Raw genomic sequence first — 26,974 nt, 5'->3', positions numbered from 1 at the left:
GGCCGGCGTCTCATCCGCGCTCGCGGAGGTACGCCTCCAGTTCCGCGGCCCCGGTCAGCATCGCCCGCCCGCGGGCGGACAGCCGGCCGTGCCAGTCGCTCAGTGCGGCCTGCAGCGGCTCCAGCCCGCCGGCCGCCCGGACCTGGGCGATCAGCGGGGCGATCTGCTCCAACAGGTAGCCGCCGCGCCTGAGTTGATGGACCAGCCGGGCGTCCCGCACGTCGGCCGCGCCGTAGACGCGGTACCCGGTCCGCGGGTCGCGGCGCGGGCGCACCAGCCCGGCGCGCTCCCACTTGCGCAGCGTCGCGGGCCGGATGCCGAGCCTGGTGGCCAGCGGCCCGATGAACGTGTCGCCGGGCCCGGACGCCGCGGCCGGTTCGAAGCCCGCCCCGGGCCCGGACGCCGTGGCGGGCCCGGGCGCCGTGACGGGCTCGGGCACCGTGGCGGGCTCGGGCGCCGTGGCGGACTCCAGGTCGCGCAGGGCGCTCTCCACGGCCTGGAGGGTCCGGCGGTCGTCGAGGAGCCGGGCGTGGCTGTCGTCGATGAGGCGGAGCGCCTCGTCGACCGCGCCCCGGTTCACGGCGCGCATGATCGACGTCGCCGTCCGGTGGCCGTGGCCGGGCACCAGGGCGAGGAACGCGCGCAGGGCCTGCGCGTGCAGCGGGGTGTAGACGCGGTAGCCGTGGGGTGTGCGAGCGGCGGCCGGAAGGATGCCGGCCTCCTCGTAGTTCCTGACCGCCTGCGTGGACAGACCGTGCCGGCGCGCCAGGTCGACCGGCCTGAGCCGCTCACCGTTTTGAAGGTTTCGCCCCATACGAGCGACGATATCGCGGAAAAGTTTCCATCGAAGGTTCAACGATAGCGTTGAAGGCATGGCTACTGACATCAAGGACACCGTCCATGCCGTCGAGGCCGCCGCCGTCATGCGGCTGTTCCCGGCCCGCCCGCGGCTGCTGGCCCTGGGCGAGCCCACCCACGGCGAGGACACGCTGCTCGAGCTGCGCAACGAGCTCTTCCGGCAGCTCGTCGAACAGGAGGGCTACCGGACGATCGCGATCGAGAGCGACTGTCTGAAGGGCCTGCTCGTGGACGACTACGTCACCTCGGGCACGGGCACCCTCGACGAGGTCATGGAGCACGGGTTCAGCCACGGCTGGGGCGCCTTCGCGGCCAACCGCGAGCTGGTGCGCTGGATGCGCGCCCACAACGAGGACCGGCCCGCCTCCGAGTGGCTGCGCTTCGCCGGCGTCGACGGCCCCCTGGAGATCACCCACGCCGCGAGCCCCCGGCAGGCCCTCACCGCACTCCACGCCTACCTCGCGGCCCGGGTGGACGCGGACCTGCTGCCCTGCACCGCGGAGACGCTCGACCGCCTGCTCGGCGCCGACGACCGGTGGACCGATCCCGCCGCGATGACGGACCCGGCCCGGTCCGTGGGGCGGTCGGCCGAGGCCGGCCGGCTGCGGCTGCTCGCCGACGACCTGGTGGCGCTGCTCGATGCGCAGACCCCGCACCTGCTCGCGGCGGCCTCGCGGGAGGACTGGGAGCGGGCGCGCCTGTACGGGCGTACCGCCACCGGCCTGCTGCGCTACCACTACTGGATGGCCGACACCTCACCGGCCCGCATGACGCGGCTGTGCGCGCTGCGGGATGTGATGATGGCCCACAACCTCCTCGCCGTCGCCGGCCGGGGCCCGGCACTCGTCCACGCCCACAACTCCCACCTCCAGCGCGTCAAGAGCACGATGCGGATGTGGCAGGGGCCGGTGGAGTGGTGGAGCGCCGGCGCGTTGGTGAACGCCCGACTCGGCGAGGAGTACGCCTTCGTGGCCACGGCCCTCGGCACCATCCGGCACCGGGGAGTGGACACCCCGCCCCCGGACACCGTCGAAGGATTCCTGTACGCGCTCCCGGAGGACCGCTGCGTCATCGACGCCCCGCGGCTGGCCGCCGCCCTCGGCGACACGCCGCCCGCGCCCCGCGTGTCCCCCTGGTTCGGCTACGCCCCGCTCGACCCGGCCCACTTGGCGCACAGCGACGGCATCGTGTTCGTCAAGGACGTCCCGCAGACCTGACGCGCCGCCGCCTTCGGCTCGTCAGGGGGCTTCAGGGGCTCTTCCCGAAGTCCCCGACGAGGGCGGGTCGTTGGCTGCACCTGGTGGTGTGCGGGGCATGCGGATGGGGCGTTCCCCGGGGCGGTCCGTGAGGCGGGACCGCCCCGGGGAACGCGGGCCGTCAGTGCTTGCCGAGCAGCTTCCGCATCTCGGTGATCTCGGCGGACTGCGTGGCGACGATCGACTTGGCCAGGTTGCGCGCGGGGCCGTAGGCGCCCTTGGCCTGCTCGGTGCGGGCCATGGCGACGGCGCCCTCGTGGTGGCGGATCATCATCTGCAGGAACGCCGTGTCGAAGGCGGCGCCGGACAGCTTCTCCAGCCGCCGCATGTCGGCGTCGGACATCATGCCGGGCATCGATCCGCCGGTGTGGTCCATGCCGGGCATCGACTCGCCGCTGTGATCCATGCCGGGCATCGACCCACCGCTGTGATCCATGCCGGGCATCGACCCACCGCTGTGATCCATGCCGGGCATCGACCCGCCGCTGTGATCCATGCCGGGCATGTCGCTCATGCTCGGCATGGCGGACGCCGAAGCCCCGGGGACCGTCTCGCCCCAAGTCTTCAGCCAGCCGGACATCGTGGCGATCTCCGGGTCCTGCGCCTTGCGGATGCGGGCGGCGAGGTCCTTGACCTCCTGGGATCCCGCGCGGGAGACGGCGAGGTCGGCCATGGCCACGGCCTGCCGGTGGTGGGGGATCATCCCCTGCGCGAAGGTGACGTCCTGGGCGTTGTGGCCGCCCTGCCGCGCGGCTGCGGTGGCCGACGAGCCGGAGGAGGCCATGGCGGTCGTGCCGTGGCCGGAGTGGGCCGACGGGGTGGAGGCGCCGCCGCAGCCGGCCAGGACCAGCGCGGCGGTCACGGTCGCGGCCGCGGTGAGGACGGCGCCGCGGTGGCGGCGGGAGTGACGAGAGGTCATGACAGCTCCTTGAAGTCCCTCGTGCGCGCTGGTCCGCGCGGAGGGATCGGTGGGTCGGATGGAGGGCACGCCGGAGCACGCCGCGCCCGGATGCGGGGTGGCGTGCGGGTGCCTCTAGATCCGCAGGAGCTGCAGTTCGGCCAGGTCGGGCGGGGCCCGTCCGGTGGTGGAGAGGGTCGTCGGGACCGTGTGCGCCGCGTCGGGGGCGGCGGTGCCGGGCGGTGCGGGCGGGAGGGCGGGCGGCGCGTAGCCGGTGGAGACGGCTCCGGCCGCGCAGGTGCCGCCGGTGTGGTGCATGCCGACGTCGCCGGTGTCCGCGTCCGAGAGGTGCCGGCAGGCGCCGGTGCCGTGCGCGGCGGCGGTCGGGACGTGGTGCCCGCTGGTCCCGGAAGGGGGCATCGCGCTGTGGGCGCCGGCCCCGGAAAGGGGCATCGCGCTGTGGGTGCCCGCCGCGGGCGTACCGGCGGGCGACAGCGCGTGCATCGCGAGCAGTCCGGCGAGGACGGCCAGGACCAGCACCGTCCAGCGGGCGCGCCCCACCGCGGGGCGGGGGTGCGTGCCGAAACCGGAGAGCATGCGGATCATCATACGGACCCGGATGGCGCGGCGCGGGCCGGACGGGGCCGAACCGCTCCGCGCGAGGTCGCGAGGTCGCGAGGTGGGGATACCGGTCAGCTGCCGCCGACCCCCAGCGCCGCCAGCAGCACCAGGACCACGGTGGCCGCGGCGACGAGGCCGTGGGCGGCGACCACGGGCACGGGGAGCGCCCGCTCGGGCGGTGCCGTCTCCCCACCGGCCGGTGCCGCGGCCCGGCGGACGGGGAGCCAGCGGCCGAACAGGGCGAAGCCGAGCAGCGCGACGGCGACGAGCACGCCGAAGGCCGTCCACGCCAGGGCGCCGCGGTCGGCGGCGAGATAGACGATCCACAGCACCAGCCCCGCCGCGGCGAGCAGGAAGTGGCCGAAGACCAGGGGGGCCGGGAAGCGGGTGTTCCCGGTGCGTTGTGCACGCAGGCCGCCTTCGGTGATCCAGCGGCCGAGGAGGACGAATCCGCCCAGGGCGGTGACCACCCAGGCGACGAGTGCGGCGATGTCCATGGCGGGCTCCAGGTCGGGTCAGGGGGTACGGGGGTCGGGGAACGGGAGCAGGGGGTGGAGGCGGGGAGGAGGGAGGCGGGGAGTCCGCCGGCTCTCGGGGAGACACCGATGAGGACCGGGAGGACGTCGCACGGGGCGCCCGGGCGGCCGTCGGCCGGAACCGCGGCCGCCGGCCGAGTGGTTGCGCCGGCCGACGGGTCATGCCGGTCGGCGGGTGCGGTAGCCCGCGGCCTGGTCGCTCTCGGCGGCGACGCGGACGCCGTAGCGGTAGGCGAGTTTGCCGCCCAGGTAGCCGGAGAGGCCGAGGGCGGCCAGGGCGACGGCGGACAGGGCGAGCCGGCCCGGTGGGACGGCGCCGCCGTCGGCGTAGCCGGCGCTCTGCCGCCAGGCGAAGCCGGCCGCGTAGGCGGCGGTCACGGCGAGGTTGAGGCTCATGTGGATCAGGGCGGTGCGGAAGGCCCGGGTGCCGGAGGGGATGGCGAACAGGTCCAGGAAGCCGACGCAGGCCGCCGCCAGCGCGCCCAGCACGCCGATGGCGAGGAGCCAGGCCGATCCGCGGGCCAGGAAACCGGGCCGGTCGACGATGTGCGAGGCGATGTCGAAGACCAGGCTGGACACCCACGCTCCGATGGGCACGGTGACCAGGATCGGGTGGAAGGGGTGGCCGTACGGGCCGGCCAGCGCGCCGCTGACCGGTTGCTTGGCCTGCCTCAGTTCCCTGTCGAGTTCGTCGAGTTCACCGTCGGCCGTCATGGCGCACCTGCCTCGGTCCGTACCGGCTGTGAGGTACCGGCTGTGAGGTATTTCGCCAATGATTGTTGGCCTTATTCGCCGGGAGGGTCAAGTGGCCCGTACGGGTGAGGATGGTCGGCCCGCACCGAAGTCGCCCGGCGGGTTACGGTGAGCGGGTGACGTCCGAATCCATCGGGTCCCGGGCGGACGGCCCGGGCGGCACCGACGCGCTGGCCGCGCTCGCCGTGCTCGGCGACACATCGCGGCGCCGGCTGCTGGAGTTCGTCCGGCGTGCCCGGCGGCCGGTGACCCGTGAGGAGGCGTCGGCGGCGGTGGGGATCTCCCGCAAGCTGGCGGCGTTCCATCTGGACAAGCTGGTCGCCTCGGGGCTGCTGCAGGCCCGCCACGGCGGGCACGGGCCGCGCCGGGTGGGCCGCGCGCCCAAGGTGTACGAGGCCGTCCCGCACGCGCTCGCGGTCAGCCTGCCGCCGCGCCGCCACGACCTGCTGGCCTCCCTGCTGGCCGAGGCCGTGGCCGCGCAGCGGCCCGCGGAGAGTGCCCGGGAGGCGGCGCTCCGCGTCGCCCGCGACCGCGGGGAGGCCCTGGGGGCGGCGGCGCGCGGCGGTGACGTCGGCGCGTTCCTGGAGAGCCTCGGCTTCGAGCCCGCCGACGCCGGCGACGGCCGGACCGTGCTGCACAACTGCCCGTTCCACCCGGTCGCCGCCGAGGCCCCGGACCTGGTGTGCGGAATGAACCACGCCTTCCTGTGCGGGTATCTCGCCGCCGCCGGCGAGCGGGGGACCACGGCGGTGCCGGCTCCGCGCGCCGACGCCTGCTGCGTGGAACTGCGCACGGGGCACGGGACGGTGGACGGGGAGGAATCCGCCTCGGGCGGCGGCCCGGCCGCCTGCGGACGCGAGCCGTCCGGGTGAGGATGGGGCGCCGCCGGCCGGCGGCGCGGGTCGTGTGGGTGCGGGACGAAAGGGGCACCCGAAGCCGCAGGGCCGGTGACACGGGCGAGGACCGGACGGCGCGCCGGCCCGGGCCGCGGGCCGCGCGGGCTCCGCGGCGCCTTCGCGGCAGGTGCCGAAAACTCGGGACGAGGCCATGGACGACGGCACGGTGACCCTGTTCCTGTGCGGCGACGTGATGCTCGGCCGCGGGGTCGACCAGGTCCTGCCGCATCCCGGCGACCCCGCGCTGCGGGAGGAGTGGGTGCGGGACGCCCGCGACTACGTGCGGCTGGCGGAGGCCGCGAGCGGGCCGGTTCCGGCCCCGGTGCCGTACGCGTGGCCGTGGGGCGAGGCGCTGCGGGTGCTGGCGCGGGCCGCTCCGGACGTGCGGATCGTGAACCTGGAGACAGCCGTGACACGCAGCGACGCGTTCGCGGCCGGGAAGGACATCCACTACCGGATGGCCCCGGCCAACCTGCCCGCCCTGACGGCCGTCCGGCCCGACGTGTGCGTCCTGGCCAACAACCACGTGCTCGACTTCGGCCGCCCGGGACTGCTGGAGACCCTGGACTGCCTGCGCGAGGCCGGGATACGGGTGGCGGGCGCGGGGCGGGACGCGCAGGAGGCGTACGCGCCCGCCGTCGTCGACGCGCCGGGCGGCGGCCGGGTACTGGTGTTCGCGATCGGGATGCCCTGCAGCGGAATCCCCGCGGGCTGGGCGGCGACCGGCGGGCGGCCCGGCGTCGCGTACGTCGCGGCACCGACGGCCGAGGCGGCCGAGGCGCTGCTGCGGCGGGTGGAGCGGGTGAGGCGGCCCGGCGACGCCGTGGTGGTCTCGGTGCACTGGGGCTCGAACTGGGGCTACCGCGTGCCGCGGGAGCAGGTCGGCTTCGCCCGCGCGCTCACGGCGGGCGGGGTGGACGTGGTGCACGGGCACTCCTCACACCACGTCCGGCCGTTGGAGCTCCACCGCGACCGGCTGATCCTGTACGGCTGCGGCGACTTCGTCGACGACTACGAGGGCATCCCCGGCCACGAGCGGTACCGCGACGACCTGCGCCCGGCCTGGCTGGTGACGCTGGACGCGGCCTCGGGGCGGACGGTGCGGATCCGGGCGGTGCCGCTGCGGGCGCGGCGGCTGCGGCTGGAGCCGGCCGGTGCGCGGGACCGGGCGTGGCTGGCCGCGACGCTGGAGCGGATCAGTGCGGGAGTGCGCGTGGCCGTGGACCCGGACGGCGCGCTCCGCGTCGTACCGACGGGCACGGCGCACCGGGCGTGAAGGCGTGAGGCCGGGCAGCACGGCACGGCCGGGTGAGGCCCGGCGGCGCACGGCACATGAGGCCCGGTGGCGCGCACGGGGGAGGAGGGCCGCGGCTATGCTCGAAGCCCCGTCCAGTGAGGAGCCATGGCCCAACCCGCGCAGAATCTGCCCCAGTTGCTCCACGAGGCCCGGCGCTGGTTCGACGACGCGTTGCTGGCGAGCATGACGGCCGCGGGCGAGCAGCCCGTCACCGTCACACAGGCGGCGGTGTTCGCGGCGCTGGACGACGACGGCACGACCGTCTCCGATCTGGCGCGCCGGATGGGGGTGACCCGGCAGACCACCCATCAGGCGGTGCACGGCCTGATCGGCATGGGCCTGCTGCGGCAGGCGCCGGATCCCGCCTCCGCCCGCCGGCGCCTGATCCGTCTGACCGCGGAGGGCGCCCGGGTCCACCGGCGCGCCCAGGCGGCCCTCGCCGTCCTGGAGGCGCGGCTCGCCGAACGGATCGGCGCCGGGCGGGTGGCCGCGCTGCGGGAGGCGCTGACCGCGTCCTGGGGCGAGCCGCCCCTGGTCGAGCCGCCGCCCGTCGAGGCGTCCTGAGCGATGGTGGGGCCGCCGGGGGCTCGGGGGGAGGACTGCTTCGCCGTGTCCGTGGACTTCACGCGCGACGTCGTGCGGAGCTGACGGGGTCACGGACTCATCGGCCGACGGGACGGGCCGACGGGGCGGCGAGTGAAACCGGCGGGGGTAACGAGACCGACGGGGTCACGGGGCCGACAGGCCCACGGAGCCGACGGGTTCACATGCGGGCGTCCTCCACGGCGCGCCGCCGGGAGGCCTCGATCTCCTCGTACGCGGCGTCGCGGCCCTCCCAGTGGGAGCCCTCGACGCTCTTGCCGGGCTCGAGGTCCTTGTACACCTCGAAGAAGTGGGTGATCTCCAGCCGGTCGAACTCGGGGATGTCGTCGATGTCCTGCACGTGCGCGTAGCGCGGGTCGTGGGCGGGGACGCACAGGATCTTCTCGTCCGGTCCCTTCTCGTCGCGCATGCAGAACATCCCCACCGCCCGGCACTCGATCGTGCAGCCCGGAAATGTGGGGTCCCCCACGACGACGAGCGCGTCCAGCGGGTCGCCGTCCCGGCCGAGGGTGCCCTCGACGTAGCCGTAGTCGGCCGGGTAGCGGGTCGAGGTGAACAGCATCCGGTCCAGGCGGATCCGGTGCAGCGCGTGATCCATCTCGTACTTGTTGCGCGACCCCTGCGGGATCTCCACGGTGACGTCGAACTCCACGGCGGCCTCCTCACCTCGCGTCCCGCCGTACCAGACCCCATTGTCACGCGGCGGGCGACGGGGTGCTGGCCGGAGCGGCCGGGGCGGTGGGGTCTCGCCGGGGTGCAGGGGGCGTCCGACGAGGGAGTCGAGGACGATGTCGCGAGCGGCGGCCGGGTCGTCGCCACCGTCTCCGCCGTGACCGCGCCCGGGGCGCCCGCCGGCACGGCCGCGCCGTCCGTCGCCGAGGCGGGCGCCGGGGCCGGTGTGAGCGGCGAGGGGCCGTACTGCACTTGGCAGTCCCCCGCGTCCCCCATCGCGCGAACCGCGGCCGTCGGGGGTATCGCGCCGGGTGCCGGGGGCAAGACCTAAAACTTCGCGACCGGTTCGTCCGCCGTCCGTGGCCGGCCGGTCCGCCGTGGTCACCTCCCGTGAAGCCCCCTGAAGCTTCCCCGCCCTCCCCGAAAAACCCCCGAAGTCCCCCGAAGCCCCACGAAGTCCCCCGAAGTCCCCTTGAAGACCCCGTGAAGGAGACACATCGCATGGTCGGCACACCTGCCGCGGCCGGGCGCGGTACCGCCCTGGCCGTTCTGGGCGCACTCGTCCTCGCCGCCGTCCCCCCGGCCGTGGCGGCCGCGCCGCCGCCCGCGCCGGGCCCCGCGCCCTCCGCCGCGCAGACGGTCGGCGCGGACAGGCCGTCGCCGGAGATGCTCCGGGCCCTGCAGCGCGACCTGAGGCTGACCGCCGACCAGGCGGCCGCCCGGCTGATCAACGAGGCCGAGGCCGGCGCCCGCGCGGGCCGGCTGCGCAACGCGCTCGGCGAACGCTTCGCCGGGGCCTGGGTGCGCGGGACGACCTCGGCCCGGCTCACCGTGGCCACCACCGACGCCCGGGACGTGCCGGCGATCCGGGCGCAGGGCGCGGCGGCCGCCGTGATGAAGACCTCGCTGGCCGGACTCCGGGCCGTCAAGGACAGGCTGGACGCCGCGGCCGCCCGGGTGAGGACCACGAACACGCCCCTGTGGTACGTCGACGTCCCCGGCAACCGGGTCGTCGTGCAGGCCGTCGACCGGGCGGCCGGGGCCGCCTTCGTCAAGGCCGCCGGGGTGGACCCCGGGCAGGTGGCCGTGCGGGTGTCGGCCCAGCGGCCGCGGCTGCTGGCGGACATCGTCGGCGGGGACCCGTACTACATCAACAACTCCGCCCGCTGCTCCGTCGGCTTCTCCGTCACCAGGGGCGACCAGGAGGGCTTCGTCACCGCCGGCCACTGCGGCGCCAAGGGCGACAGCACCACCGGCCCCGACAACAGGACCGCGCAGGGCACCTTCCAGGACTCCGTCTTCCCCGGCAAGGACATGGCCTGGGTGGGCGTGAACAGCGGCTGGACCGCCACTCCCTACGTCGAGGGCGAAGGGGGCCAGAGGGTGCAGGTGGAGGGTTCGGTGGAGGCGCTGGAGGGGGCGTCGGTGTGCCGCTCGGGCTCCACCACCGGCTGGCACTGCGGCACGATCGAGCAGCGCGACACGAGCGTCAGCTACGCCGAGGGCACCGTCGACGGCCTGACCCGGACCACGGTGTGCGCGGAGCCGGGCGACTCCGGCGGCCCGTTCCTCGCCGGTTCCCAGGCGCAGGGCGTCACCTCCGGCGGCTCGGGCGACTGCACCTCGGGCGGCACCACCTTCTTCCAGCCGGTCAACGACATCCTCAGCGCCTACGGCCTCACCCTGAAGACCGTCTCCGCCCCGTCCTCCGGCGCCCCCGCCGACCCGGGTGAGGGCGGCGCGGACGCCTGGGCCGCGGGCCGCGTCTACCGGGCGGGGGCCACGGTCACCCGCGCCGGTGTGCGCTACCGGTGCCTGCAGACCCACCAGGCGCAGACCGTCTGGTCACCGGAGGGCACCCCGGCGCTGTGGCAGCGCCTGTAGCCGCCGCGGGGCGTGCCGTGCCCGGCGGCGCCCGGCGGCCGGGCACGGATCCCCGGTCGCCGGGGCGCGGCGCCGGGCCCGCCGGTCCGCTCAACCCGCCTGGCACTCGGCGCCGTTGACGCTGAACGACGCCGGCCTGCCGGTGTCGCCGGTGTGCGTGGCCTGGAAGCCGAACGTGGTGGAGGCCCCGGGGGCCAGGGTGGCGTTGTAGGAGACGCCGCGCGCGGTGACGGCGCCGCCGGCCTGGGAATAGGTGGCGTTCCAGCCGGAGGTGACGGTCTGTCCGGCGGGCAGGGTGAAGGTGAGGGACCAGTCGGCCAGCGGGGCGGTGCCGGTGTTGGTGAGGGTGATCGACGCGGTCAGACCGGTGTTCCAGGTGCTGGTCGTGTACGTCACCCGGCAGCCGCCCGCCGGGGTGGTGGGCGGCGGGTCGCCCGGGCCGGGGCCGGCGGTGGAGTCCAGGCCGAAGAAGGCGATGGCGCGGGCGGCCATGCCCGAGGTGGGCAGGCTGTGGCCGACGCCCTGGATGCTGACGCCCTCGACGGGCGCCTGGGTGCCGGTGCCGCCGTAGCGGGTGCGGGTCCAGCCGCTCTGGGGCCGGTCGGTGGCGGCCGGGGTCTGGCTCACGCCGAGGACGTCGGTCCACTGCTTGATCTCCTCCCCGAAGTTGGGGTAGCGCAGCGTGGTGTCCTCGGTGCCGTGCCACAGCTGCATCCGGGGCCGGGGCCCGGTGTAGCCGGGATAGGCGGCGCGCACCAGGTCGCCCCATTGCCGGGGCGTCCTGGTGACGGTGCCGTTGGCGCAGGCGCTGTTCCAACTGGAGCCGTCGGTGGTGGCGAAGCAGCCGAAGGGCACGCCCATGAAGGCGGCGCCGGCCTTGAAGACGTCGGGGTAGTCGCCGAGCAGGACGTTGGTCATCATCGCGCCGGAGGAGGCGCCGGTGACGTAGACGCGGGACGGGTCGGCGCCGTAGTGCTGCTCGGCGTAGGTGACCATCGACATGATGCCGACGGGGTCGCTGCCGCCGCCGCGGCGCAGGGCCTGGGGCGAGGAGACGTCGAAGCAGCTGCCGCTGCGGGTGACCGACGGGTAGACGATCATGAAGCCGTAGCGGTCGGCCAGGGAGGCGAACTCGGTGCCCGCGTAGAAGGCGGGCCCCGAGCCGGTGCAGTAGTGCAGGGCGACCAGCAGCGCCGGGTGGGCCGGTGCGCTGTCCGGCCGGTAGACGTACATGCGCAGGTTGCTGGGGTTGTCGCCGAAGCCGGTCACCTCCGTCAGGGAGGCGGCGCGGGCGGCGGGGGCGGCCAGCAGCGCGGCCGCGAGCAGCGGCACGACGCCGCCGAGCAGGGCGGCCAGTAACCGCCCGAGTCTCCTGCCTGGGGGCATGTCGGCGTCCTTTCGACTACGCAAGTTTCGAATCTGTTTCCGGAATGTGTCGGGTCACGTTAGGGACGCCGCTTGCGGGCGTCAACCACCCGAACAGCGGCGCGCACGGCCGCGCAAGGCGGTGAGCCACCGGGGTGTCGCCGTTCGGTCATCCGCCGCCGGATGGCGCGCTAGTGGTTGACCGGACCCGTCGTCGCTCGTAAGGTCTGCGCAGTCATTCGGCAACAATTTCGAAACTTTCGAACGACCGTGCCGCGTACGGTCCCGGAAGGAATGTCATGACCATGATCAGACGCCGATGGGGCGGTGCCCGCTCCGCCGTGAGCGTCGCCGCCGCCGGCCTGCTCGCCGCGGCGGCGATCCCCGTCCTCGCGCACCAGGCCGCCGCCGCCGACACGCTGGGCTCGGCCGCGGCCGCCAAGGGCCGCTACTTCGGCACCGCGGTGGCCGCGAGCCACCTGGGCGAGTCGGCCTACGCCGGCACGCTGGACCGGGAGTTCACCGCGGTGACCCCGGAGAACGAGATGAAGTGGGACGCCACCGAGAGCACCCGGGGCACCTTCACCTTCGGTGCCGCCGACCAGATCGTCAGCCACGCGCAGGCCCACAGCATGAAGATCCGCGGGCACACGCTGGTGTGGCACTCCCAGCTCCCGTCCTGGGTGTCGGGCCTGTCGGCCTCCGACCTGCGCACGGCCATGAACAACCACATCACCCAGGTCATGCAGCACTACAAGGGCAAGATCTACGCCTGGGACGTGGTCAACGAGGCCTTCCAGGACGGCGGCAGCGGCGCCCGGCGCAGCTCTCCGTTCCAGGACAAGCTGGGCAACGGCTTCATCGAGGAGGCGTTCCGCACCGCCCGCTCCGTCGACCCCAACGCCAAGCTCTGCTACAACGACTACAACACCGACGGCATCAACGCGAAGAGCAATGCCGTCTACAACATGGTCAAGGACTTCAAGTCCCGCGGCGTGCCCATCGACTGCGTGGGCTTCCAGTCCCACTTCAACAGCGCCTCCCCCGTGCCGTCCGACTACCAGGCCAACCTGCAGCGCTTCGCCGACCTCGGTGTCGACGTGCAGATCACCGAGCTGGACATCGAGGGCTCCGGCACCGCCCAGGCCACCAACTACGCCAACGTCGTCAAGGCCTGCCTCGCGGTGAGCCGGTGCACGGGCATCACCGTGTGGGGCATCACCGACAAGTACTCCTGGCGCAGCAGCGGCACGCCCCTGCTGTTCGACTCCAACTACACCAAGAAGCCCGCCTACGACGCCGTCCTGTCCACCCTCGGCGGCTCGGGCTCCGGCGGCGGGGGCGGGGGCGGCGGCACCGGCGCCACGTGCAGCGTGTCGTACGCCAAGACCCAGGAGTGGAGCGACCGCTTCAACGGCCAGGTCACCGTCACGGCCGGGTCCGCGCCGATCAGCGGCTGGACCGTGACGGTCACCGTCACCCCGCCGCAGAAGATCTCCGCCACCTGGAACGGCTCGCCCACCTGGGACAGCAGCGGCAACGTCATGACGATGCGGCCCAACGGCAACGGCAGCCTGGCGGCGGGCGCGTCGACCAGCTTCGGGTTCACCGTCATGAAGAACGGCAACTCCGCGGCGCCGGCGATCGGGGCCTGCACGGCCTCCTGACCGGGCACGCGCCCACCGGTGGGGCCGCCACCCGGCACGGACGGCGGCCCCACCGGCGTGGGCCCGCCGCGCCGGCGGCGGGTCCGCGGCCGTACCGGGCCCCGTTACAGGGTGCGTTCCAGACGGTCCGCCAGGAGCTTGGCGAACCGGGCGGGTTCCTTGGGCTGGCCGCCCTCGGCGAGGACGGCCAGGCCGTGCAGGAGTTCGGCGGTCTCGGCGAGGCCGGAGCGGTCCTCGCGCTCCCGGAAGGCCCGGTTGAGGTTCTTCACCAAGGCGTGGTCCGGGTTGAGTTCGAGGATGCGCCGGGCGCGCGGCACCTCCTGGCCCATGGCCCGGTACATGTTCTCCAGCGCCGGGGTCAGGTCGCCGGCGTCCGAGACGACGCAGGCCGGGGAGACGGTGAGGCGGCCGGACAGGCGCACGTCCTTGACGTCCTCGCCGAGCTGCTCCTTCATCCAGCCCAGCAGGCCGGCGTACTCCTCGTCCTGCTTCTCCCGCTCGCCGCCCTTGCCGTCGCCGTCCGCGTCGCCCAGGTCCAGCTCGCCCTTGGCGACGGAGCGCAGCTTGCGGCCGTCGAACTCGCCGACGGTGTCGACCCACACCTCGTCGACGGGGTCGGTCAGCAGCAGCACCTCGATGCCGCGTTCGCGGAACGCCTCCATGTGCGGGGAGTTCTCCAGGGCGTGCCGCGAGTCGCCGGTGAGGTAGTAGATGTCCTGCCGGTCGTCCTTCGCCCGCGCCACGTACTCGGCGAGCGTGGTCGGCTTCTCGGCGTCGTGCGTGCTCGCGAACGAGGCGACGGCGAGGATCGCGTCGCGGTTCTCGGCGTCGGTGACCAGGCCCTCCTTCAGGACGGCGCCGAACTCCCGCCAGAACGTGGCGAAGCGGTCGGGCGCGTTCGCCTTCATCTCCTTCAGGGAGGACAGCACCTTCTTCGTCAGCCGGCGCCGCATCATCTCGATGTGCCGGTCCTGCTGCAGGATCTCCCGGGAGACGTTGAGGGAGAGGTCCTGCGCGTCGACGACGCCGCGCACGAAGCGCAGGTACGGCGGCAGCAGCGCCTCGCAGTCGTCCATGATGAACACGCGCTTGACGTACAGCTGCAGGCCGTGCCGGAAGCCCTGGGTGAACAGGTCGTGCGGGGCCCGGGAGGGCAGGAACAGCAGCGCCTGGTACTCGAAGGTGCCCTCCGCCTGGAGCCGGATGGTCTCCAGCGGGTCCTGCCAGTCGTGGCTGAGGTGCTTGTACAGCTCGTGGTACTCCTCGTCGGAGACCTCGTCGCGCGGGCGGGCCCACAGCGCCTTCATGGAGTTCAGGGTCTCGGGTTCGCGCGCGCCGTCGCCGTCCTTGCCCGTGCCGTCCTGCGGGAGGAGCTTGACCGGCCAGGTGATGAAGTCCGAGTACCGCTTGACGATCTCCCGGATCTTCCAGGGGGAGGTGTAGTCGTGGAGCTGGTTGTCGGGGTCGGCCGGCTTCAGGTGCAGGGTGACCGAGGTGCCCTGCGGCACGTCGTCGACCTTCTCCAGGGTGTACGTCCCCTCGCCGCGCGAGCTCCAGCGGGTGCCCTGCTCCTCGCCGGCCCGGCGGGTCACCAGCGTCACCTCGTCCGCCACCATGAAGGCGGAGTAGAACCCGACGCCGAACCGCCCGATGAGCCCCTCGGCCGCCGCCGTGTCCTTGGCCTGGCGCAGCTCCTCCAGGAACTTCGCGGTGCCCGAGTTGGCGATGGTGCCGATGAGCTGCCCCACCTCCTCGTAGGACATGCCGATGCCGTTGTCCCGGACGGTGAGGGTGCGGGCCTCCTTGTCGGCCTCGATCTCGATGTGCAGGTCGGACGTGTCGGCGTCCGGCGCCTCGCCCCGCAGCGCGGCGATGCGCAGCTTGTCCAGCGCGTCGGAGGCGTTGGAGACGAGCTCCCGCAGGAACACGTCCTTGTTCGAGTACACCGAGTGGATCATCAGCTGCAGCAGCTGACGTGCCTCTACCTGGAACTCAAACGTTTCGGTCGGCATGACGGGCGATGTCCTCCGTGTACCTCATCCGGTGCCTGATCGCCGGGACTCCGGCACTACCGACAGTCACTGTAGAGCAGCGGGCCGGCGCCGGGGGGCGGGTGCCGGCCCGACGGAGTTCAACGCGTACATGGCCAACGGAGCCGCGGTGGCGAACCGGGCCGCGGTGGCGAACCGGGCCACGGCGGCGTGGGACCCGCCGGCCGGGTGGTGCCGATCCGGGCACCACCGCCGGTGGTGCCGGTCGAGGGGTTCCGCGGTCCTCGGGCGGGCGGAGCGGGACGGACAGGGCAGGGCACGCGGCCCCGTGCCGGCCGCCGTGCCCGCCGCACGCGCGAAAAGGGCGCCGCCCGGCCGTGCCCATGGCCGAGCGACGCCCGTGATCGAACGGTGCCCGTGGCCGGCCCGCGCCTTCCCGGCGGACCGGCGCTCAGGGCCGGGGGTTGACGCGCCGCCAGGTGCGGCGGGCGTCGGGGTCGTGGCGGCCGGCGGCCGCGGCGCAGCGGGGGCAGACGCGGCGTACGGCGTCGGCCGCGCCGCCCGACTCGGGCAGCACGTCCCGCCACTCGACACCGGCGAGGCGGGTCAGCCGGGAGCGGTGCAGGGACAGGCCGCACACCGTCTGGTTGGTGCCGGGTTCCCAGGCGTGCACCTCCCCGGCGGGCAGCCGCCGCCCGTCCTCCTCGTCCCACCACTCGCCGGAGGCCGCCACCGCGTGGCGGCGGCTCCTCCTCGTACCCGTCGCCCTCACCCCTCTTTCCCGTCTTTCGCGCCGGTGTCCCGGCCCTTGCCCCGCCCGGCCTTCTTCTTCAGCCGCCGCCGCTGACGGCCGGTGACCGCCTTGCGGCCGCTCTGCTTCAGGTAGGCGTCCTTGCGCCGGTCGTTCTCCACGGCCGTTCTCCCGCCGGGTCAGATGGAGCCGGTGCTGCCGGCGAACAGGAGGTGGGCGAGGTCGTCGTCCAGGGACGCGCGGACCTTGCCCGTCAGGCTGCCCTGGGTGGCCTCGCCGACGACCTCGACGACGGTACGGGCCTCGTGCGCGGCCTTGGCCCGGTCGGCGCCGGCCCGCCGGGCGACGCGGTCGAGGAACTCGTTGCGGTCCATGCGGACGCCGGTGTCCGGCTGGTCCTGCGCGACGGTCACGCGCCGCAGGTGCTCGCCGATCTCCCGCGGCAGTTGCTCGGCGAGGTTGTCCGCGAGAGTGGCGGGGATGCGCTCGGCGAGGGTCTCCAGGGTGGCGCGGGTGGCGGTCTCCGCGGCGCCCCGGCTGTCGAGGCGGGCGCGCGCCTGTACCTGTCCGATGAAGGTGTCGTGGTCCATGACGGGCCTGTCCTCCTTGCCTTTCCTTTTCGCTCTTCCGGCTCCCCCGTTCCCCCTTCTCGTGCGTCCCTTCTGTCACCTTTAGTCCCGTGCGTCCTTTCCGCGCGGGCCGGGTACCCCGGGCGGCGGGAGTCCACGCGACCGCCGGAGTTCCCGGCGGCGGGAGCCGTTACGGCCGCGGGGCCGTGGGCACCCGGCCGGAGACCGCCCGTTGCACGCGAAGCGAAGGGGGTTTCCATGCGGTACGACGAGTTCCTCGCCCGTGTGCGGGAGCGCGGTGAGTACGCCGACCGGGAGGAGGCCGCGAAGGTCACCGACGCGGTGCTGGAGGTCCTCGCCGGACGCATCCCGGCGTCCGAGGCCGAGGACCTGGCGGCGCAGCTGCCCGCACCGCTGGACGACCGGGTCACCTCCGCGGCGGCCGAGCAGCCGGAGACGTACGGGGTGGAGGAGTTCTACCGGCGCGTCGGCAAGCGCACCGGCGCGCACGAGCGCACCGCCCAGTGGGACGCGAGCGCCGTGCTGACCACGCTGGCCCAGACCGTCTCCCCCGGTCAGCTCAACCAGCTCATCAGCCGGCTGCCCACCGGCTACGCCGCCCTGTTCGGCAGGGCCGACCTCACCGACTGACCGTCCCCGCACCCGCTTCCGGGCCCGGCGTGACGCGCGCCGGGCACCGTCGTCCGCACCGTCGTGCGCAGGTATCTCCGTACGCAGGTGTCTGCGCAGGCATGGAGGAGGCCCACCGATGTCCCTGCCGCTGACCGTCGATGCCCGCGAGCACGGCCTCGTCGGCGACGGCACCACCGACGACCGGCCGGCGCTGGCGGAACTGGTCGACGCGCTGGGCGCGGCGTGCGCCGCGGACGGCCGCCCGCGCATCATCCGCGTCCCCGCGGGCCGGTACCTGATCCGGGACGAGCCCGTGGTGTGGCGCAGCGGCGTGTCCCTGATCGGCGCGGGCCGGGGCGCCACCTGCTTCGTGCTCGCCAACCCCGGCAACCGGGCGCAGCCGGTGCCGCTGGCCTGGTTCACCGACTCCCGGCACGGGGCGAGCCGGGACAACCACCTGGCCGACCTCACCTTCGCGCACTTCGAGATCGACGGCTCCGGCGTGCGGACCGAGGAGTACGACCCGCTCGCCAAGGGCCTGGGCCTGCAGTACGTGCGGCGCGCCCGCTTCAGCGACCTGTACCTCCACGACACCGCGGCCACCGGCTTCGGCTGCGACTTCCTGCAGGACACGGTGGTGGAGGGCGTGCTGGCCGAGCGGTGCGGCCGGCAGGACCCCGGCGAGGCGATGGGCGGCGCCGGCATCGGGATCGGCGTGGGCGGCTGGGGCGCCGTCGAGCGGCTCACGATCACCGCGTGCACAGCCGTCGGCAACACCACCAACGGCATCTTCCTGGAGTTGCAGGAGGAGAAGTGGCCGCCGCCGCGCGGCATCCGCGTCATCGCCTGTCACACCGAGGACAACCGGTACGGCATCTCCGACTGGGGCACCGACGGGCTGCTGGTGACCTCCTGCACGATGATCGGCAACCACGAGGCCGGGTTCGACGTGTCCTCGCACGGCACCACGGCCGTCGCCGGGCGCGGCGGCATCGTGACCGGCTGCGTCATCGACGGCAACGTCCGCGACGGCGTCGCGATCGGCAACACGCCCGGGCCGTACGCGCTGCGCGGCAACCGCATCAGCCGCAACGGCCGCTACGGCTACTGGCAGCACAACCTGGCGGGCGGCGACCAGGAGCCGACCGCGGACATCGTCCTGGAGTCCAACGACATCCGCGACAACGCCCTGGACGGCGTCCGCATCGACGCCGACCTGCGCGACGCGGCCGTCCTCGGCAACCGGATCCGCAACAACGGGCGGCGTGCCGCGCCGGCCGCCTCCGGCGGCGGGCCGGGGGTGCGCTGCACCGAGCTGTCCCTCGTCGACGAGGGGGCCGACTGGCCCCCGGACGGGCACCGCGGCAAGCGGCTGACCGTCGGCGGGCAGAGCGCCCTGGTGACGTACAACACCGCCACCGAACTCGCCCTCGCCCCCGCGCGTCCCGGCGTCCCGACCGCCTGGCCCGGCGGGACGCCCGCGCCCGGCACCCCGTACGAACTGCCCGACGCGCCCGCTCCGCGCTCCGGTCTGACGATCGCCGCCGACGTGACCCGCCCGCAGGTGCAGAGCAACCGCGTCGAGGACGACCAGGAGGCCAGGACGCAGACCCACGCCGTCTGGGTCACCGGCACCGGCCACTGGACGGGCGGCCGCGTCACCGGCAACGACTTCACCCGCAACGCCGCGTCCTCGACCCGCTTCGACACGCCGCCGAGCGGGGGGCGGTGGCGGGACAACGACGGCTGACGGCGTGACCGTGCCACCGTGGCGGCTGACCGTGCCACCGTGACGGCGACGGCCGGCGGACGGCCGGGGCCGGTACCCGGGCCGCGGGACCGCCGGTCGTAGGCCGGTCGTAGGCCGGTCGTCGCCGCGTGGCCGACCGGCCGTCGCCGTCGCGGTCAGTCGCGCGCCACCACCCGCAGGGTCTTGACCGTCGGGTCCGCCGCGTCGGGGATGAGCATCCCGTGCTCGACGCCGCTGCGCAGGTAGTCGAGGATCTCGTCGGTGATGACCTCGCCGGGGGCGACGACGGGCACGCCGGGCGGGTAGGGGCTGATCATCTCGGCGGAGATGCGGCCGGCGGCGCGCTCGGCGGGCACGTGCTCGACCGGGGCGAAGAAGGCCTCGCGGGGCAGCATGGCCTGTTCCAGTTCCAGGGCCGGGGGGCGGGGCAGCCGGACCGGGGGCTGCGTCTCGATCGAGCCGGCGCCGTCGACGAGCGCCCGCAGGGCGTCGAGGAGGACCTTCTCGGTCTCGTCGTCGTCGGCGTGGGTGAGGGAGGCGCTGATGCGGCAGGTGTCGGAGCCGCCGACGTCGACGTGCCGGTGGGCGCGCAGCCACTCGGAGGCTTGCATGCCGCTGATGCCGAGTTCCCGCACGTCGATCACGATCTTCAGCGGGTCGAAGGCGGCGGCGAAGCCCTCCTCGACGACCTCCGCGCCCATGGGCCTCAGACCCGGCAGGTCGGCGGCCGCGGCCCGGATGCGTTCGGCGCGCCGCAGCGCGGCCTCGAGCAGGTCGTGGCCGTGCTCGACCATCTGGCGGCGCCAGCCGTCGAGCGTGGCGTACACCAGGGTGGAGGCGCTGGTGGTGCCGAGCAGGTCCTCGCGCTGCTTGAGGACCTCCGGGTCCACCCGGTCGTACTGGAGGTGGAAGACGGAGCTCTGCTCGATGGCGCCGCCCATCTTGTGCACGCTGGTGACGACCAGGTCGGCGTCGGCGTCCATGCCCCAGGCGGGCAGCCGGGGATGGAAGGGCAGGTGGGCGCCCCAGGCCTCGTCGACGATGAGGGGGACGTCGAAGTCGTGGCAGGCCCGGGCCACCCCCGCGATGTCGGCGCAGGTCCCCCAGTCGGTGGGGGTGATCAGGAGCATGCCCTTGGCGTCGGGGTGCTCCTGGAGGCGGCGGCGCACGTCGTCGGGCTCGGGCGGATGGGCGAGGTGCCGTTCGCCGTCGAACTTGGGGTGGACCCAGATGGGTTCGACGCCGTTGACGACGACGGCCGAGATGACGGACTTGTGGGCGTTGCGCGACAGCAGCAGCTTCTCGCCGGGGCCGGCGACCGACAGCATGGCGGTCTTGACCGACAGGGAGCTGCCGCAGGTGGAGAAGAACGCGTGCTCGGCGCCGACCGCGTCGGCCATCAGCTCCTGCGCCTGGCTGAGCACCCCCTGCGACTGGCGGCGGTCGTCGAGCCCGTTGAGGGAGAGCACGTCGGAGCGGAAGACGTCCAGGCCGACGATCTCCGCGACGCGCGGGTCCGCGCCGCGGCCCTGCTTGTGCCCCGGTGGGCCGTAGACGACGTCTCCCCGGCGCCGGAACTCCTGCAGGGCCTCCAGCACGGGCGCACGCGAATGGTCCATCGTTCCCTTCCTCCCGGATCCGCCCGGAGCCGTCGCGCGGGTGGTGCGCGGCCGTCCGGGCACAGGGATCGTGTTGCACCGGCGCGGCGATCGAAACCCGGCGGGTGTCGGGCCGCCCGGGCGGTGGAACCCGGTCGCCGGTACGGCACGACCGGTTCTTCGTCCCGGGGAGGCTGCGTGGCCCGCACGCTCGACGACGTTCACGACGCGCTCCGCACGGCGGTGGCCGAGCGGGCCGACACGCTGTGGCAGGTGGCGCTGAAGCTGCACGCCGATCCGGAGTACGCCTTCGCCGAGCACCGGGCGGCGGCCCTGCTCACCGACGAGCTGGAACGGGCCGGGTTCGCGGTGGAGCGGGGCACGGCGGGGCTGGAGACCGCGTTCACCGCCCGCTTCGGGCAGGACCGGCCCGCGGTGGCGCTGCTGCTGGAGTACGACGCGCTGCCCGGCCTCGGCCACGCCTGCGGGCACAACCTGATCGCGGCCGCCGGCCTGGGGGCGGCGCTCGCCCTGCGCGCCGTGCCGGAGGGTGCCGGGGGCAGTGTGCTCGCGGTGGGCACTCCCGCGGAGGAGGGCGGCGGCGGCAAGGCCCTGGAGGTGGAGGCCGGGGTGTTCGACGAGGTGGACGCGGCGCTGATGTTCCACCCGGGGGTGTACAGCTGGACGCGGGCGCCGCTGACCGCGCAGGTGCAGTACCGGGTCGGTTTCCACGGACGCGCCGCGCATCCCACCGGCAACCCGACGGAGGGCGTCGACGCGCTGGCGGCGCTCGTCGAGCTGTTCAACGTGCTCGCCGTGCTCGGCCGCCGGCTGCCACAGGGCTCCCACGTGCAGGGCATCGTCACGCACGGCGGCACCGCCACCAACATCGTGCCCGAGTACGCCGAGGGCCTGTTCGGGCTGCGCGCGGCCACCACCGGGGCGCTCGAGGAGCTGGCCGGACGGCTGCGGGAGTGCGCCGAGGGCGTGGCGCGGGCGACGGGCACCCGGGCGGAAGTGGAGCAGGCCACGGTCCGCTACGAGCACTTCCGCGACAGCCCGGTGCTCTCGGAGCGGTTCGCGGCGCACCTGGCGCGCGCCGGCATCACGCTCACCCCGCCCGTGCCGGGCGTGTACCTGGGCTCCTCCGACATCGGCAACGTCAGCGGCCGGGTCCCGGCGATCCATCCGTTCGTCGCCATCATGGGCGAGGACGGCAGCGACCACACCGAGGAGTTCGCCGCGGCCGCCGCCTCCGAACGCGCCCGCGTGGTGCTGTCGGCGGCGACGGAGGCCCTGGCGTGCACCGCCGCGGACGTGCTGCTGAACCCTGAGGTCCGGCGGGAGGCGTGGGCCCGGCACCGGACGGTGGCGGGCGCGGACTGACGGGGGCGGATGGGCGGATTGACGGGCGCTGACGCGCCGACGGGGCGCCCGCCGTCTCCCACCCGGCACCCCGCAGCCGGCAGCCCGCACCCGGCGCCCCGCACCCGGCACCCGGCACCCGGCGCTCGACGACCGACGACCGAAAATGGGCTCACCTGTTCGACCGGGTTGTTCCCCCGGGCAGGGGCCACAGGTTAGGGTCGCGAGAAGTGGATCGTGTACGGAGGTGCCCGGAATGGACAGCAGCACGGCCGCGCGTCGGGGCCGTCCGCCGGGCTCCCGGGCGGCGGACGGGAAGCTGACGGGCCGTCAGGCGGACATCGTCCGCTGCATCACGGAGGCCGTCGGCCGACAGGGCTATCCGCCGTCGATGCGGGAGATCGGCCGGGCCGTCGGGCTCGCCAGCACCTCGTCGGTGGCCCACCAGCTCATGGCGCTGGAGCGCAAGGGCGTGCTGTACCGCGATCCGCAGCGGCCGCGCGCCTACCGGGTCCACCCCTCCTGGGCGGCCCCGGCCGGCGGCACGCCGCGACTCCCGGCCGCGCCCCCGGCCGAGGTGCCGCTGGTCGGCCGGATCGCCGCCGGCGCGCCGCTGCTCGCCGAGGAGACGGTCGAGGACGTGTACGCCCTGCCCCGCCAGGTGGTGGGCGAGGGCGAGCTGTTCGCGCTGACGGTGTCCGGCGACAGCATGACCGGGGCGGCGATCTGCGACGGCGACATCGTGACCGTACGGCGCCAGGACAGCGCCGACCACGGCGACATCGTCGCCGCGCTCCTGGAGGACGAGGCCACCGTGAAGGTGCTGCGCCGGCAGGACGGGAAGGTGTGGCTCGTGCCCCGCAACCCGGCGTACGAGCCGATCCCCGGCGACCGGGCGCGGATCCTCGGGAAGGTCGTGGGCGTACTGCGCCTGCTCTAGCCGCGTAAGTGCCGCGCGTGCCGCGCCCGCTCCGGGCGTCCTCGGCCGTGTCCGGTGAAGCCGGGGTCCGGTGAGGCCGGGCGATCTCAGGCGGCCGGTTCGTCCCCGCCCGGTCGGCGCAGCACCGTCAGCAGGCCGTCGCGTCCGGAGACCGCGGCCAGCGACAGGGTACGGTAGCCGGCTCGGTCGAACAGGACGGTGATGCGGTCGCCGTCCTCGCTCAGGACCGTTCCCTCGCCCCACCGGTCGTGGCGCACCTCGGTGCCGGCCGGGTAGGAGGCGGCGTCGGGATGGCGGGCCGCGTCCGCGTGCTCGTGCCCGGTCCCGGCGCCGCCGTCGTCCTCAGCGGCGTCGCAGAGGTCGCAGTTGCCGCACGGCGCGTCGCAGGTCTCGCCGAAGTAGCCGAGCAGGAAGTGGCGCCGGCAGCCGGTGGTCTCGGCGTAGGCGCGGGCCATGTCGACGCGGGAGCGGTCGGTGCGGCGGTGGGCCTCGGCGGTCTCGGCGGCCCGTTCGACGGCGCGGCCGGGCGGCATGCCCGGTTCCGGGCGGATCCCGCCGTCCGCGCCCGTCGCGACGGCGCCGGCCTCCTGCAGGAGGTTGACGGCGGCGGTGACCCGGTTGCGGGACAGGCCCGTCTCGTCGCGCAGTTCCTCCGGGCCGGCGGGGTCGGCGGCGTGGTCGTGCACGGCTTCCGCCACGTCGGACAGCGTGTCGCGGGCCGGGGCGCGGCCGGCGAAGTAGGTCCGCATGCCGGTGTCCTCGGCCCGGTGGTGCAGGACGGCGAGGGCCGGGCGTCCGTCGCGGCCGCAGCGGCCGATCTCCTGGTAGTAGGCGTCCAGGGAGCCCGGCAGCGAGGCGTGCAGGACGAACCGCACGTCCTCCTTGTCGATGCCCATGCCGAACGCCGAGGTGGCCACCACCACGTCGGCCGCGCCGGAGAGGAAGGCGTCGTGGATCCGTTCGCGCTCCGCGGCGCGCAGGCCGGCGTGGTAGGCCTCGGCGGTGAAACCGAGACGGGCCAGTTCCGCGGCGTAGGACTCGCTGTCCTTGCGGGTCGCGGCGTAGACGATGCCCGGTTTGGGCTCGGCGGCGGCCCGTTCGACGACGGCCCGGCGCCGCTCGTCCTCGTCGAGGAAGCGGCGCGCCTCGAGCCTGATGTTGGGCCGGTCGAAGCCGGCCACCAGCACCCGCGGCCGGCGCATGCCGAGCCGCTCGGCGATCTCCCGGCGCACCGGCGGGGCGGCGGTCGCCGTGAGGGCCAGCAGCGGGGGCCGGCCGACGCGCCGGGCGGCCTGCTCCAGACGCAGGTAGTCGGGGCGGAAGTCGTGGCCCCAGGAGGACACGCACTGGGCCTCGTCCACCACGAACAGGGCGGGGCGCGCCCCGGCCAGCCGCTCCACCACCTCGTCCTTGGCCAGCTGCTCCGGCGACAGGTACAGGAAGCGGGCCTCGCCCTTCTCCACCGCCTCCCAGGCGGCCTCCGTCTCCGTCTTCCCCAGGTCGGAGTTGACCGCGACGGCGCCGGGCGCGTCCGCGCCCCGCGGCAGGCCCTGGATCTGGTCGCGCTGCAGGGCCAGCAGCGGCGAGACGACCATGACCGGGCCGTCGAGCAGGACCCCGGGTACCTGGTAGACGGCCGACTTCCCGGCTCCGGTCGGCATCACGACGAGGGCGTCGCGGCCCCGCAGCACCCACTCCATGGCGGTGAGCTGCCCGGGCAGGAGGCTGTCCCAGCCGAACACCTCCGCGGCGGCGCCGCGCAGGCGCGTGGCACGGCCCTCGTCCGCCGACGGCCCGGTGCGTGCCATGGCCGGCCCTCTCACTGCTCGGTGCGGGCGTGTCCGTCCGTGCCCGCGGCGCGCCCGGGTACCCGGGCCGGCGTGCGCCAATCCGGCGGCCGGGGGGCGGTCCGGCGGGAGACGGCGCACGGCAGGTCGCGGACCGCGAGCGCCGGGTGCGTACGTCCGTTGCACGGCAGGCGATCCGGCACTCCCCCGCGCCCGGGCGGCCCGCTAGGACACGCCGTCGGCCTCGGCGCCGGTGAGGAGGGCGTTGACGGCCGCGAGCCCGCCCGTGGCCAGGGCCCGGCGCTGCTGGTCGGCGCCGGTGCCCCGGCGCAGCAGGCGGTGCACCAGGGAGTCGACCTCCCGGAGGTCGCCCGCCGCCTCCAGGGCCGGGCCGACGTGCTGCAGCAGCCGGAAGACCGCGTCACCGGCCCGGCAGCGCAGGCCCCGGGGGTCGATCAGGTATCCGCCGAGGCCGTGGCGGGCGGCCTGCCACATGGCCGCCTTCGCCAGCTCCGGTTCCCACTCCGGGACCGGCACGCCCGCGGTCGCCTCGCCCGCCGCGGTCTCCACCAGGGCCCGCACCAGGCCGGCGAACATCACGGCGTCGTCGGTGCGCAGCTGGACGTCCAGGCAGCGGACCTCGACCGTGGGGTAGCGCTCGGACAGCCGGGCCTGCCAGTACAGCTGACCGGTGTCGCCGATCACCCCGGCGGCCAGCAGGCGCCGCACCCGCCGGTCGTAGTCGGCCTCGTCGGCGAAGAGCGGGGGGACGCCGCTGACCGGCCACCGGTCGAAGACCACGGTGCGCCAGCTCGCGAAGCCGGTGTCGTGCCCCTGCCAGAGCGGGGAGTTGGCCGCCATGGCGGTCAGGATCGGCAGCCACCCGCGGATGCGGTTCAGGACCTCGACGCCCATCTGCCGGTCGGCCACGGCGACGTGCACGTGCATGCCGTTGACCAGTTGCTCGGCCACCAGTTGGGGGGCCTGCCGCTGCATGGCCCGGTAGCGGACGTGCTCGGTCACGGGCACCGGGAGTCCCTGGCCGAGGGCGGGCGTCCCGCCGGCCGCGAGCCGGCAGCCGTGCGCCTCGGCCGCCTCGGACACGGCGTGCCGCAGCCGCAGCAGGTGCCCGCCCACCTCCGCGAGCGTGGCGCACACCGGGGTGGCCACCTCCACCTGGGCCTGGAGCAGCTCCGCCTGGATCTCGTGCGCGGCGACGAACGGCTCCAGGCCCGCGGCGGCACGCACCTTCACCGACTGCGCGACCAGCCGGCCGGTGACCGGGTCGATCAGGAGGTACTCCTCCTCGACTCCGAGGGTCGTCGTCATCGTGCACGTCCCTCCGCCGAAGGTGCGTCCCAGGTGACCGCGCCCCCGCCCGCCCAAACATCGGCGGGTGACCGGACGCGCCGGCGTCCTCCCGGCGGGCGCCACCCGCCCCGGCGCGCGGGGAGACGGCCGTTCGCGGATGCCCGGCGCGCGGGGACGACGCCACCGGGACCAGGCGCCCGGCCGCGCCGCCCAGGTCCCGGTCCGGCCGCCCGCCCCGGCCGTCCCGGGACCACCGCCCGCTCGCGGGCGCGGCGCGCCCGCGCCGCCGGGCCGCCGGGATGCGCGTCCTGCGCTCGACCGTCCCGCCCGGCCGATCCGGCGGACGGTCCGCCGTGCCCGGCACGGTTCGCCCCTTCGCGCCCCCGGAGGCACGACGCGTCGCCGTCCGCCCGTGACCGACGACAGTCCCGTGGGAGGGAGCCGCCGGTGGAGCACACCGCCTTCGCCCGGGCCGCCGTCTGCGGCGTTCCGCTGGGCCTCTTGGCCGCGAGCCCGCCGGCGCGGCGCCGGTGCCGGCCGCTGGTGCCGGGCCGACCGCCGGTGCCTGCCGGTGCCGCTGCCGCTGCGGGAGACCGTGCTGGTCTCCGCGGTGTTCCTGGTTCGGCGGATCCCGACCCGGTTGGCGGCCGGCGACCTGGTCGCCGCGACGCGGCGGGCGCTGCGCATCCACCGGTGGGAGCGGACGGCGGGGCTGCCGGACGGTGCGGGCGGCGCGGGCGGAGCGTGCGCCCGGCGCCCGGAGTCGCGCGGAGCGGTGCGGGGCGGTGCGGGGCGGTGCGGGCGCGGTGTGTGAGCGCCGTGCGCGCCCCTCCGTACGCACCCCGCCCTGTGCGACGGCCGCCGCGGTGCCGTGTCGGACGGGGCGCGCCGGGTACTCAGAGCAGGCACGCAGGCCGTCCGGGACCGGGCAGCGGGCGCAACCGCGGCCACCGGTTTGGTGAATGGAGTGGTC

At 74.9% G+C, this 26,974-nt stretch carries 25 protein-coding genes; 11 read left to right on the top strand and 14 right to left on the bottom strand.

What is annotated here, in order from left to right; all coding sequences use genetic code 11:
* Window positions 1-10: 10 nt before the first annotated feature.
* A complete protein-coding gene (locus tag IE225_RS15910; protein WP_190058172.1) occupies window positions 11-814 on the bottom strand; it encodes a MerR family transcriptional regulator in 804 nt (267 codons plus the stop codon).
* Between the two features lie 58 nt (window positions 815-872).
* Here IE225_RS15910 and IE225_RS15905 point away from each other — a divergent pair, with 58 nt between their 5' ends.
* Window positions 873-2,075 carry an erythromycin esterase family protein gene (locus IE225_RS15905; RefSeq protein WP_190058171.1) on the top strand — a complete coding sequence of 401 codons (1,203 nt, stop codon included), beginning with the start codon at window positions 873-875 and terminating at the stop codon, window positions 2,073-2,075.
* Between the two features lie 160 nt (window positions 2,076-2,235).
* Here IE225_RS15905 and IE225_RS15900 read toward each other — a convergent pair whose 3' ends face one another.
* The 4 genes from IE225_RS15900 to IE225_RS15885 form a co-directional block, all read right to left on the bottom strand.
* Window positions 2,236-3,033: a DUF305 domain-containing protein gene (locus IE225_RS15900; RefSeq protein ID WP_190058170.1), complete on the bottom strand. Its 798-nt coding sequence runs from the start codon at window positions 3,031-3,033 to the stop codon at window positions 2,236-2,238.
* 114 nt (window positions 3,034-3,147) lie between these two features.
* Window positions 3,148-3,609, bottom strand: coding sequence for a DUF6153 family protein (locus IE225_RS15895; RefSeq protein ID WP_190058169.1), 462 nt, complete (start codon window positions 3,607-3,609; stop codon window positions 3,148-3,150).
* 95 nt (window positions 3,610-3,704) lie between these two features.
* Complete coding sequence (locus tag IE225_RS15890) at window positions 3,705-4,130, bottom strand: hypothetical protein (protein ID WP_190058168.1); 426 nt, start codon at window positions 4,128-4,130, stop codon at window positions 3,705-3,707.
* Between the two features lie 198 nt (window positions 4,131-4,328).
* Window positions 4,329-4,883 carry a DUF2231 domain-containing protein gene (locus IE225_RS15885; protein WP_190058167.1) on the bottom strand — a complete coding sequence of 185 codons (555 nt, stop codon included), beginning with the start codon at window positions 4,881-4,883 and terminating at the stop codon, window positions 4,329-4,331.
* Between the two features lie 155 nt (window positions 4,884-5,038).
* Here IE225_RS15885 and IE225_RS15880 point away from each other — a divergent pair, with 155 nt between their 5' ends.
* The 3 genes from IE225_RS15880 (at window position 5,039) to IE225_RS15870 (ending at window position 7,679) form a co-directional block, all read left to right on the top strand.
* Window positions 5,039-5,794, top strand: coding sequence for a helix-turn-helix transcriptional regulator (locus tag IE225_RS15880; protein WP_190058166.1), 756 nt, complete (start codon window positions 5,039-5,041; stop codon window positions 5,792-5,794).
* A gap of 175 nt (window positions 5,795-5,969) precedes the next feature.
* Window positions 5,970-7,094 (top strand): CapA family protein, encoded by a 1,125-nt coding sequence (locus IE225_RS15875; protein ID WP_190058165.1) that lies wholly within the window; start codon window positions 5,970-5,972, stop codon window positions 7,092-7,094.
* A 126-nt stretch (window positions 7,095-7,220) separates the two neighbouring features.
* A complete protein-coding gene (locus IE225_RS15870) occupies window positions 7,221-7,679 on the top strand; it encodes a MarR family winged helix-turn-helix transcriptional regulator (protein WP_190058164.1) in 459 nt (152 codons plus the stop codon).
* Window positions 7,680-7,878: 199 nt separating this feature from the next.
* Here the strand turns inward: IE225_RS15870 and IE225_RS15865 are convergent, their stop codons facing one another.
* A complete protein-coding gene (locus IE225_RS15865) occupies window positions 7,879-8,370 on the bottom strand; it encodes an inorganic diphosphatase (protein WP_190058163.1) in 492 nt (163 codons plus the stop codon).
* Window positions 8,371-8,891: 521 nt separating this feature from the next.
* Here IE225_RS15865 and IE225_RS15860 point away from each other — a divergent pair.
* Window positions 8,892-10,274, top strand: coding sequence for a trypsin-like serine protease (locus IE225_RS15860; protein ID WP_190058162.1), 1,383 nt, complete (start codon window positions 8,892-8,894; stop codon window positions 10,272-10,274).
* 90 nt (window positions 10,275-10,364) lie between these two features.
* Here the strand turns inward: IE225_RS15860 and IE225_RS15855 are convergent, their stop codons facing one another.
* Complete coding sequence (locus IE225_RS15855; RefSeq protein WP_190058161.1) at window positions 10,365-11,660, bottom strand: extracellular catalytic domain type 1 short-chain-length polyhydroxyalkanoate depolymerase; 1,296 nt, start codon at window positions 11,658-11,660, stop codon at window positions 10,365-10,367.
* Between the two features lie 278 nt (window positions 11,661-11,938).
* Between IE225_RS15855 and IE225_RS15850 the strand changes: the two genes are divergently transcribed.
* Complete coding sequence (locus tag IE225_RS15850) at window positions 11,939-13,306, top strand: glycoside hydrolase family 10 protein (protein WP_190058160.1); 1,368 nt, start codon at window positions 11,939-11,941, stop codon at window positions 13,304-13,306.
* Window positions 13,307-13,410: 104 nt separating this feature from the next.
* Here IE225_RS15850 and htpG read toward each other — a convergent pair whose 3' ends face one another.
* The 4 genes from htpG to IE225_RS15830 all read right to left on the bottom strand — a co-directional run bounded on the left by htpG (window position 13,411) and on the right by IE225_RS15830 (window position 16,638).
* Window positions 13,411-15,318: a molecular chaperone HtpG gene (gene htpG / locus IE225_RS15845; RefSeq protein WP_190058159.1), complete on the bottom strand. Its 1,908-nt coding sequence runs from the start codon at window positions 15,316-15,318 to the stop codon at window positions 13,411-13,413.
* A gap of 430 nt (window positions 15,319-15,748) precedes the next feature.
* Window positions 15,749-16,030, bottom strand: coding sequence for a hypothetical protein (locus tag IE225_RS15840; RefSeq protein WP_190058158.1), 282 nt, complete (start codon window positions 16,028-16,030; stop codon window positions 15,749-15,751).
* 35 nt (window positions 16,031-16,065) lie between these two features.
* Window positions 16,066-16,209 carry a hypothetical protein gene (locus tag IE225_RS15835; RefSeq protein WP_190058157.1) on the bottom strand — a complete coding sequence of 48 codons (144 nt, stop codon included), beginning with the start codon at window positions 16,207-16,209 and terminating at the stop codon, window positions 16,066-16,068.
* 18 nt (window positions 16,210-16,227) lie between these two features.
* Window positions 16,228-16,638 (bottom strand): DUF2267 domain-containing protein, encoded by a 411-nt coding sequence (locus IE225_RS15830; RefSeq protein WP_190058156.1) that lies wholly within the window; start codon window positions 16,636-16,638, stop codon window positions 16,228-16,230.
* 237 nt (window positions 16,639-16,875) lie between these two features.
* Here IE225_RS15830 and IE225_RS15825 point away from each other — a divergent pair, with 237 nt between their 5' ends.
* Together IE225_RS15825 and IE225_RS15820 are read left to right on the top strand one after the other, a co-directional pair.
* Window positions 16,876-17,268, top strand: a complete 393-nt coding sequence (locus tag IE225_RS15825; RefSeq protein ID WP_190058155.1) for a DUF2267 domain-containing protein — start codon at window positions 16,876-16,878, stop codon at window positions 17,266-17,268.
* A 118-nt stretch (window positions 17,269-17,386) separates the two neighbouring features.
* Entirely contained in the window at window positions 17,387-19,000 is a 1,614-nt protein-coding gene (locus tag IE225_RS15820; protein ID WP_190058154.1) for a right-handed parallel beta-helix repeat-containing protein, read from the top strand.
* A 155-nt stretch (window positions 19,001-19,155) separates the two neighbouring features.
* Here the strand turns inward: IE225_RS15820 and IE225_RS15815 are convergent, their stop codons facing one another.
* A complete protein-coding gene (locus IE225_RS15815; protein WP_190058153.1) occupies window positions 19,156-20,619 on the bottom strand; it encodes an aminotransferase class I/II-fold pyridoxal phosphate-dependent enzyme in 1,464 nt (487 codons plus the stop codon).
* A gap of 177 nt (window positions 20,620-20,796) precedes the next feature.
* Between IE225_RS15815 and IE225_RS15810 the strand changes: the two genes are divergently transcribed.
* Together IE225_RS15810 and lexA are read left to right on the top strand one after the other, a co-directional pair.
* Window positions 20,797-21,984: an amidohydrolase gene (locus IE225_RS15810; protein WP_190058152.1), complete on the top strand. Its 1,188-nt coding sequence runs from the start codon at window positions 20,797-20,799 to the stop codon at window positions 21,982-21,984.
* Window positions 21,985-22,219: 235 nt separating this feature from the next.
* Window positions 22,220-22,903 (top strand): transcriptional repressor LexA, encoded by a 684-nt coding sequence (lexA, locus tag IE225_RS15805; RefSeq protein WP_190058151.1) that lies wholly within the window; start codon window positions 22,220-22,222, stop codon window positions 22,901-22,903.
* Window positions 22,904-22,989: 86 nt separating this feature from the next.
* Here the strand turns inward: lexA and IE225_RS15800 are convergent, their stop codons facing one another.
* Window positions 22,990-24,711, bottom strand: a complete 1,722-nt coding sequence (locus tag IE225_RS15800; protein WP_190058150.1) for a RecQ family ATP-dependent DNA helicase — start codon at window positions 24,709-24,711, stop codon at window positions 22,990-22,992.
* Between the two features lie 204 nt (window positions 24,712-24,915).
* Window positions 24,916-26,019, bottom strand: coding sequence for a carboxylate-amine ligase (locus IE225_RS15795; RefSeq protein ID WP_190058149.1), 1,104 nt, complete (start codon window positions 26,017-26,019; stop codon window positions 24,916-24,918).
* 553 nt (window positions 26,020-26,572) lie between these two features.
* On the opposite strand from IE225_RS15795, the gene IE225_RS15790 reads away from it, so the two are divergent.
* Window positions 26,573-26,815 carry a hypothetical protein gene (locus IE225_RS15790; RefSeq protein WP_190058148.1) on the top strand — a complete coding sequence of 81 codons (243 nt, stop codon included), beginning with the start codon at window positions 26,573-26,575 and terminating at the stop codon, window positions 26,813-26,815.
* Window positions 26,816-26,974 lie beyond the last annotated feature (159 nt).

It is taken from the genome of Streptomyces echinoruber (assembly GCF_014651135.1).
GTDB classification, from domain to species: Bacteria; Actinomycetota; Actinomycetes; order Streptomycetales; family Streptomycetaceae; genus Streptomyces; species Streptomyces echinoruber.
This window is presented reverse-complemented; position numbering and strand designations above follow the sequence as displayed.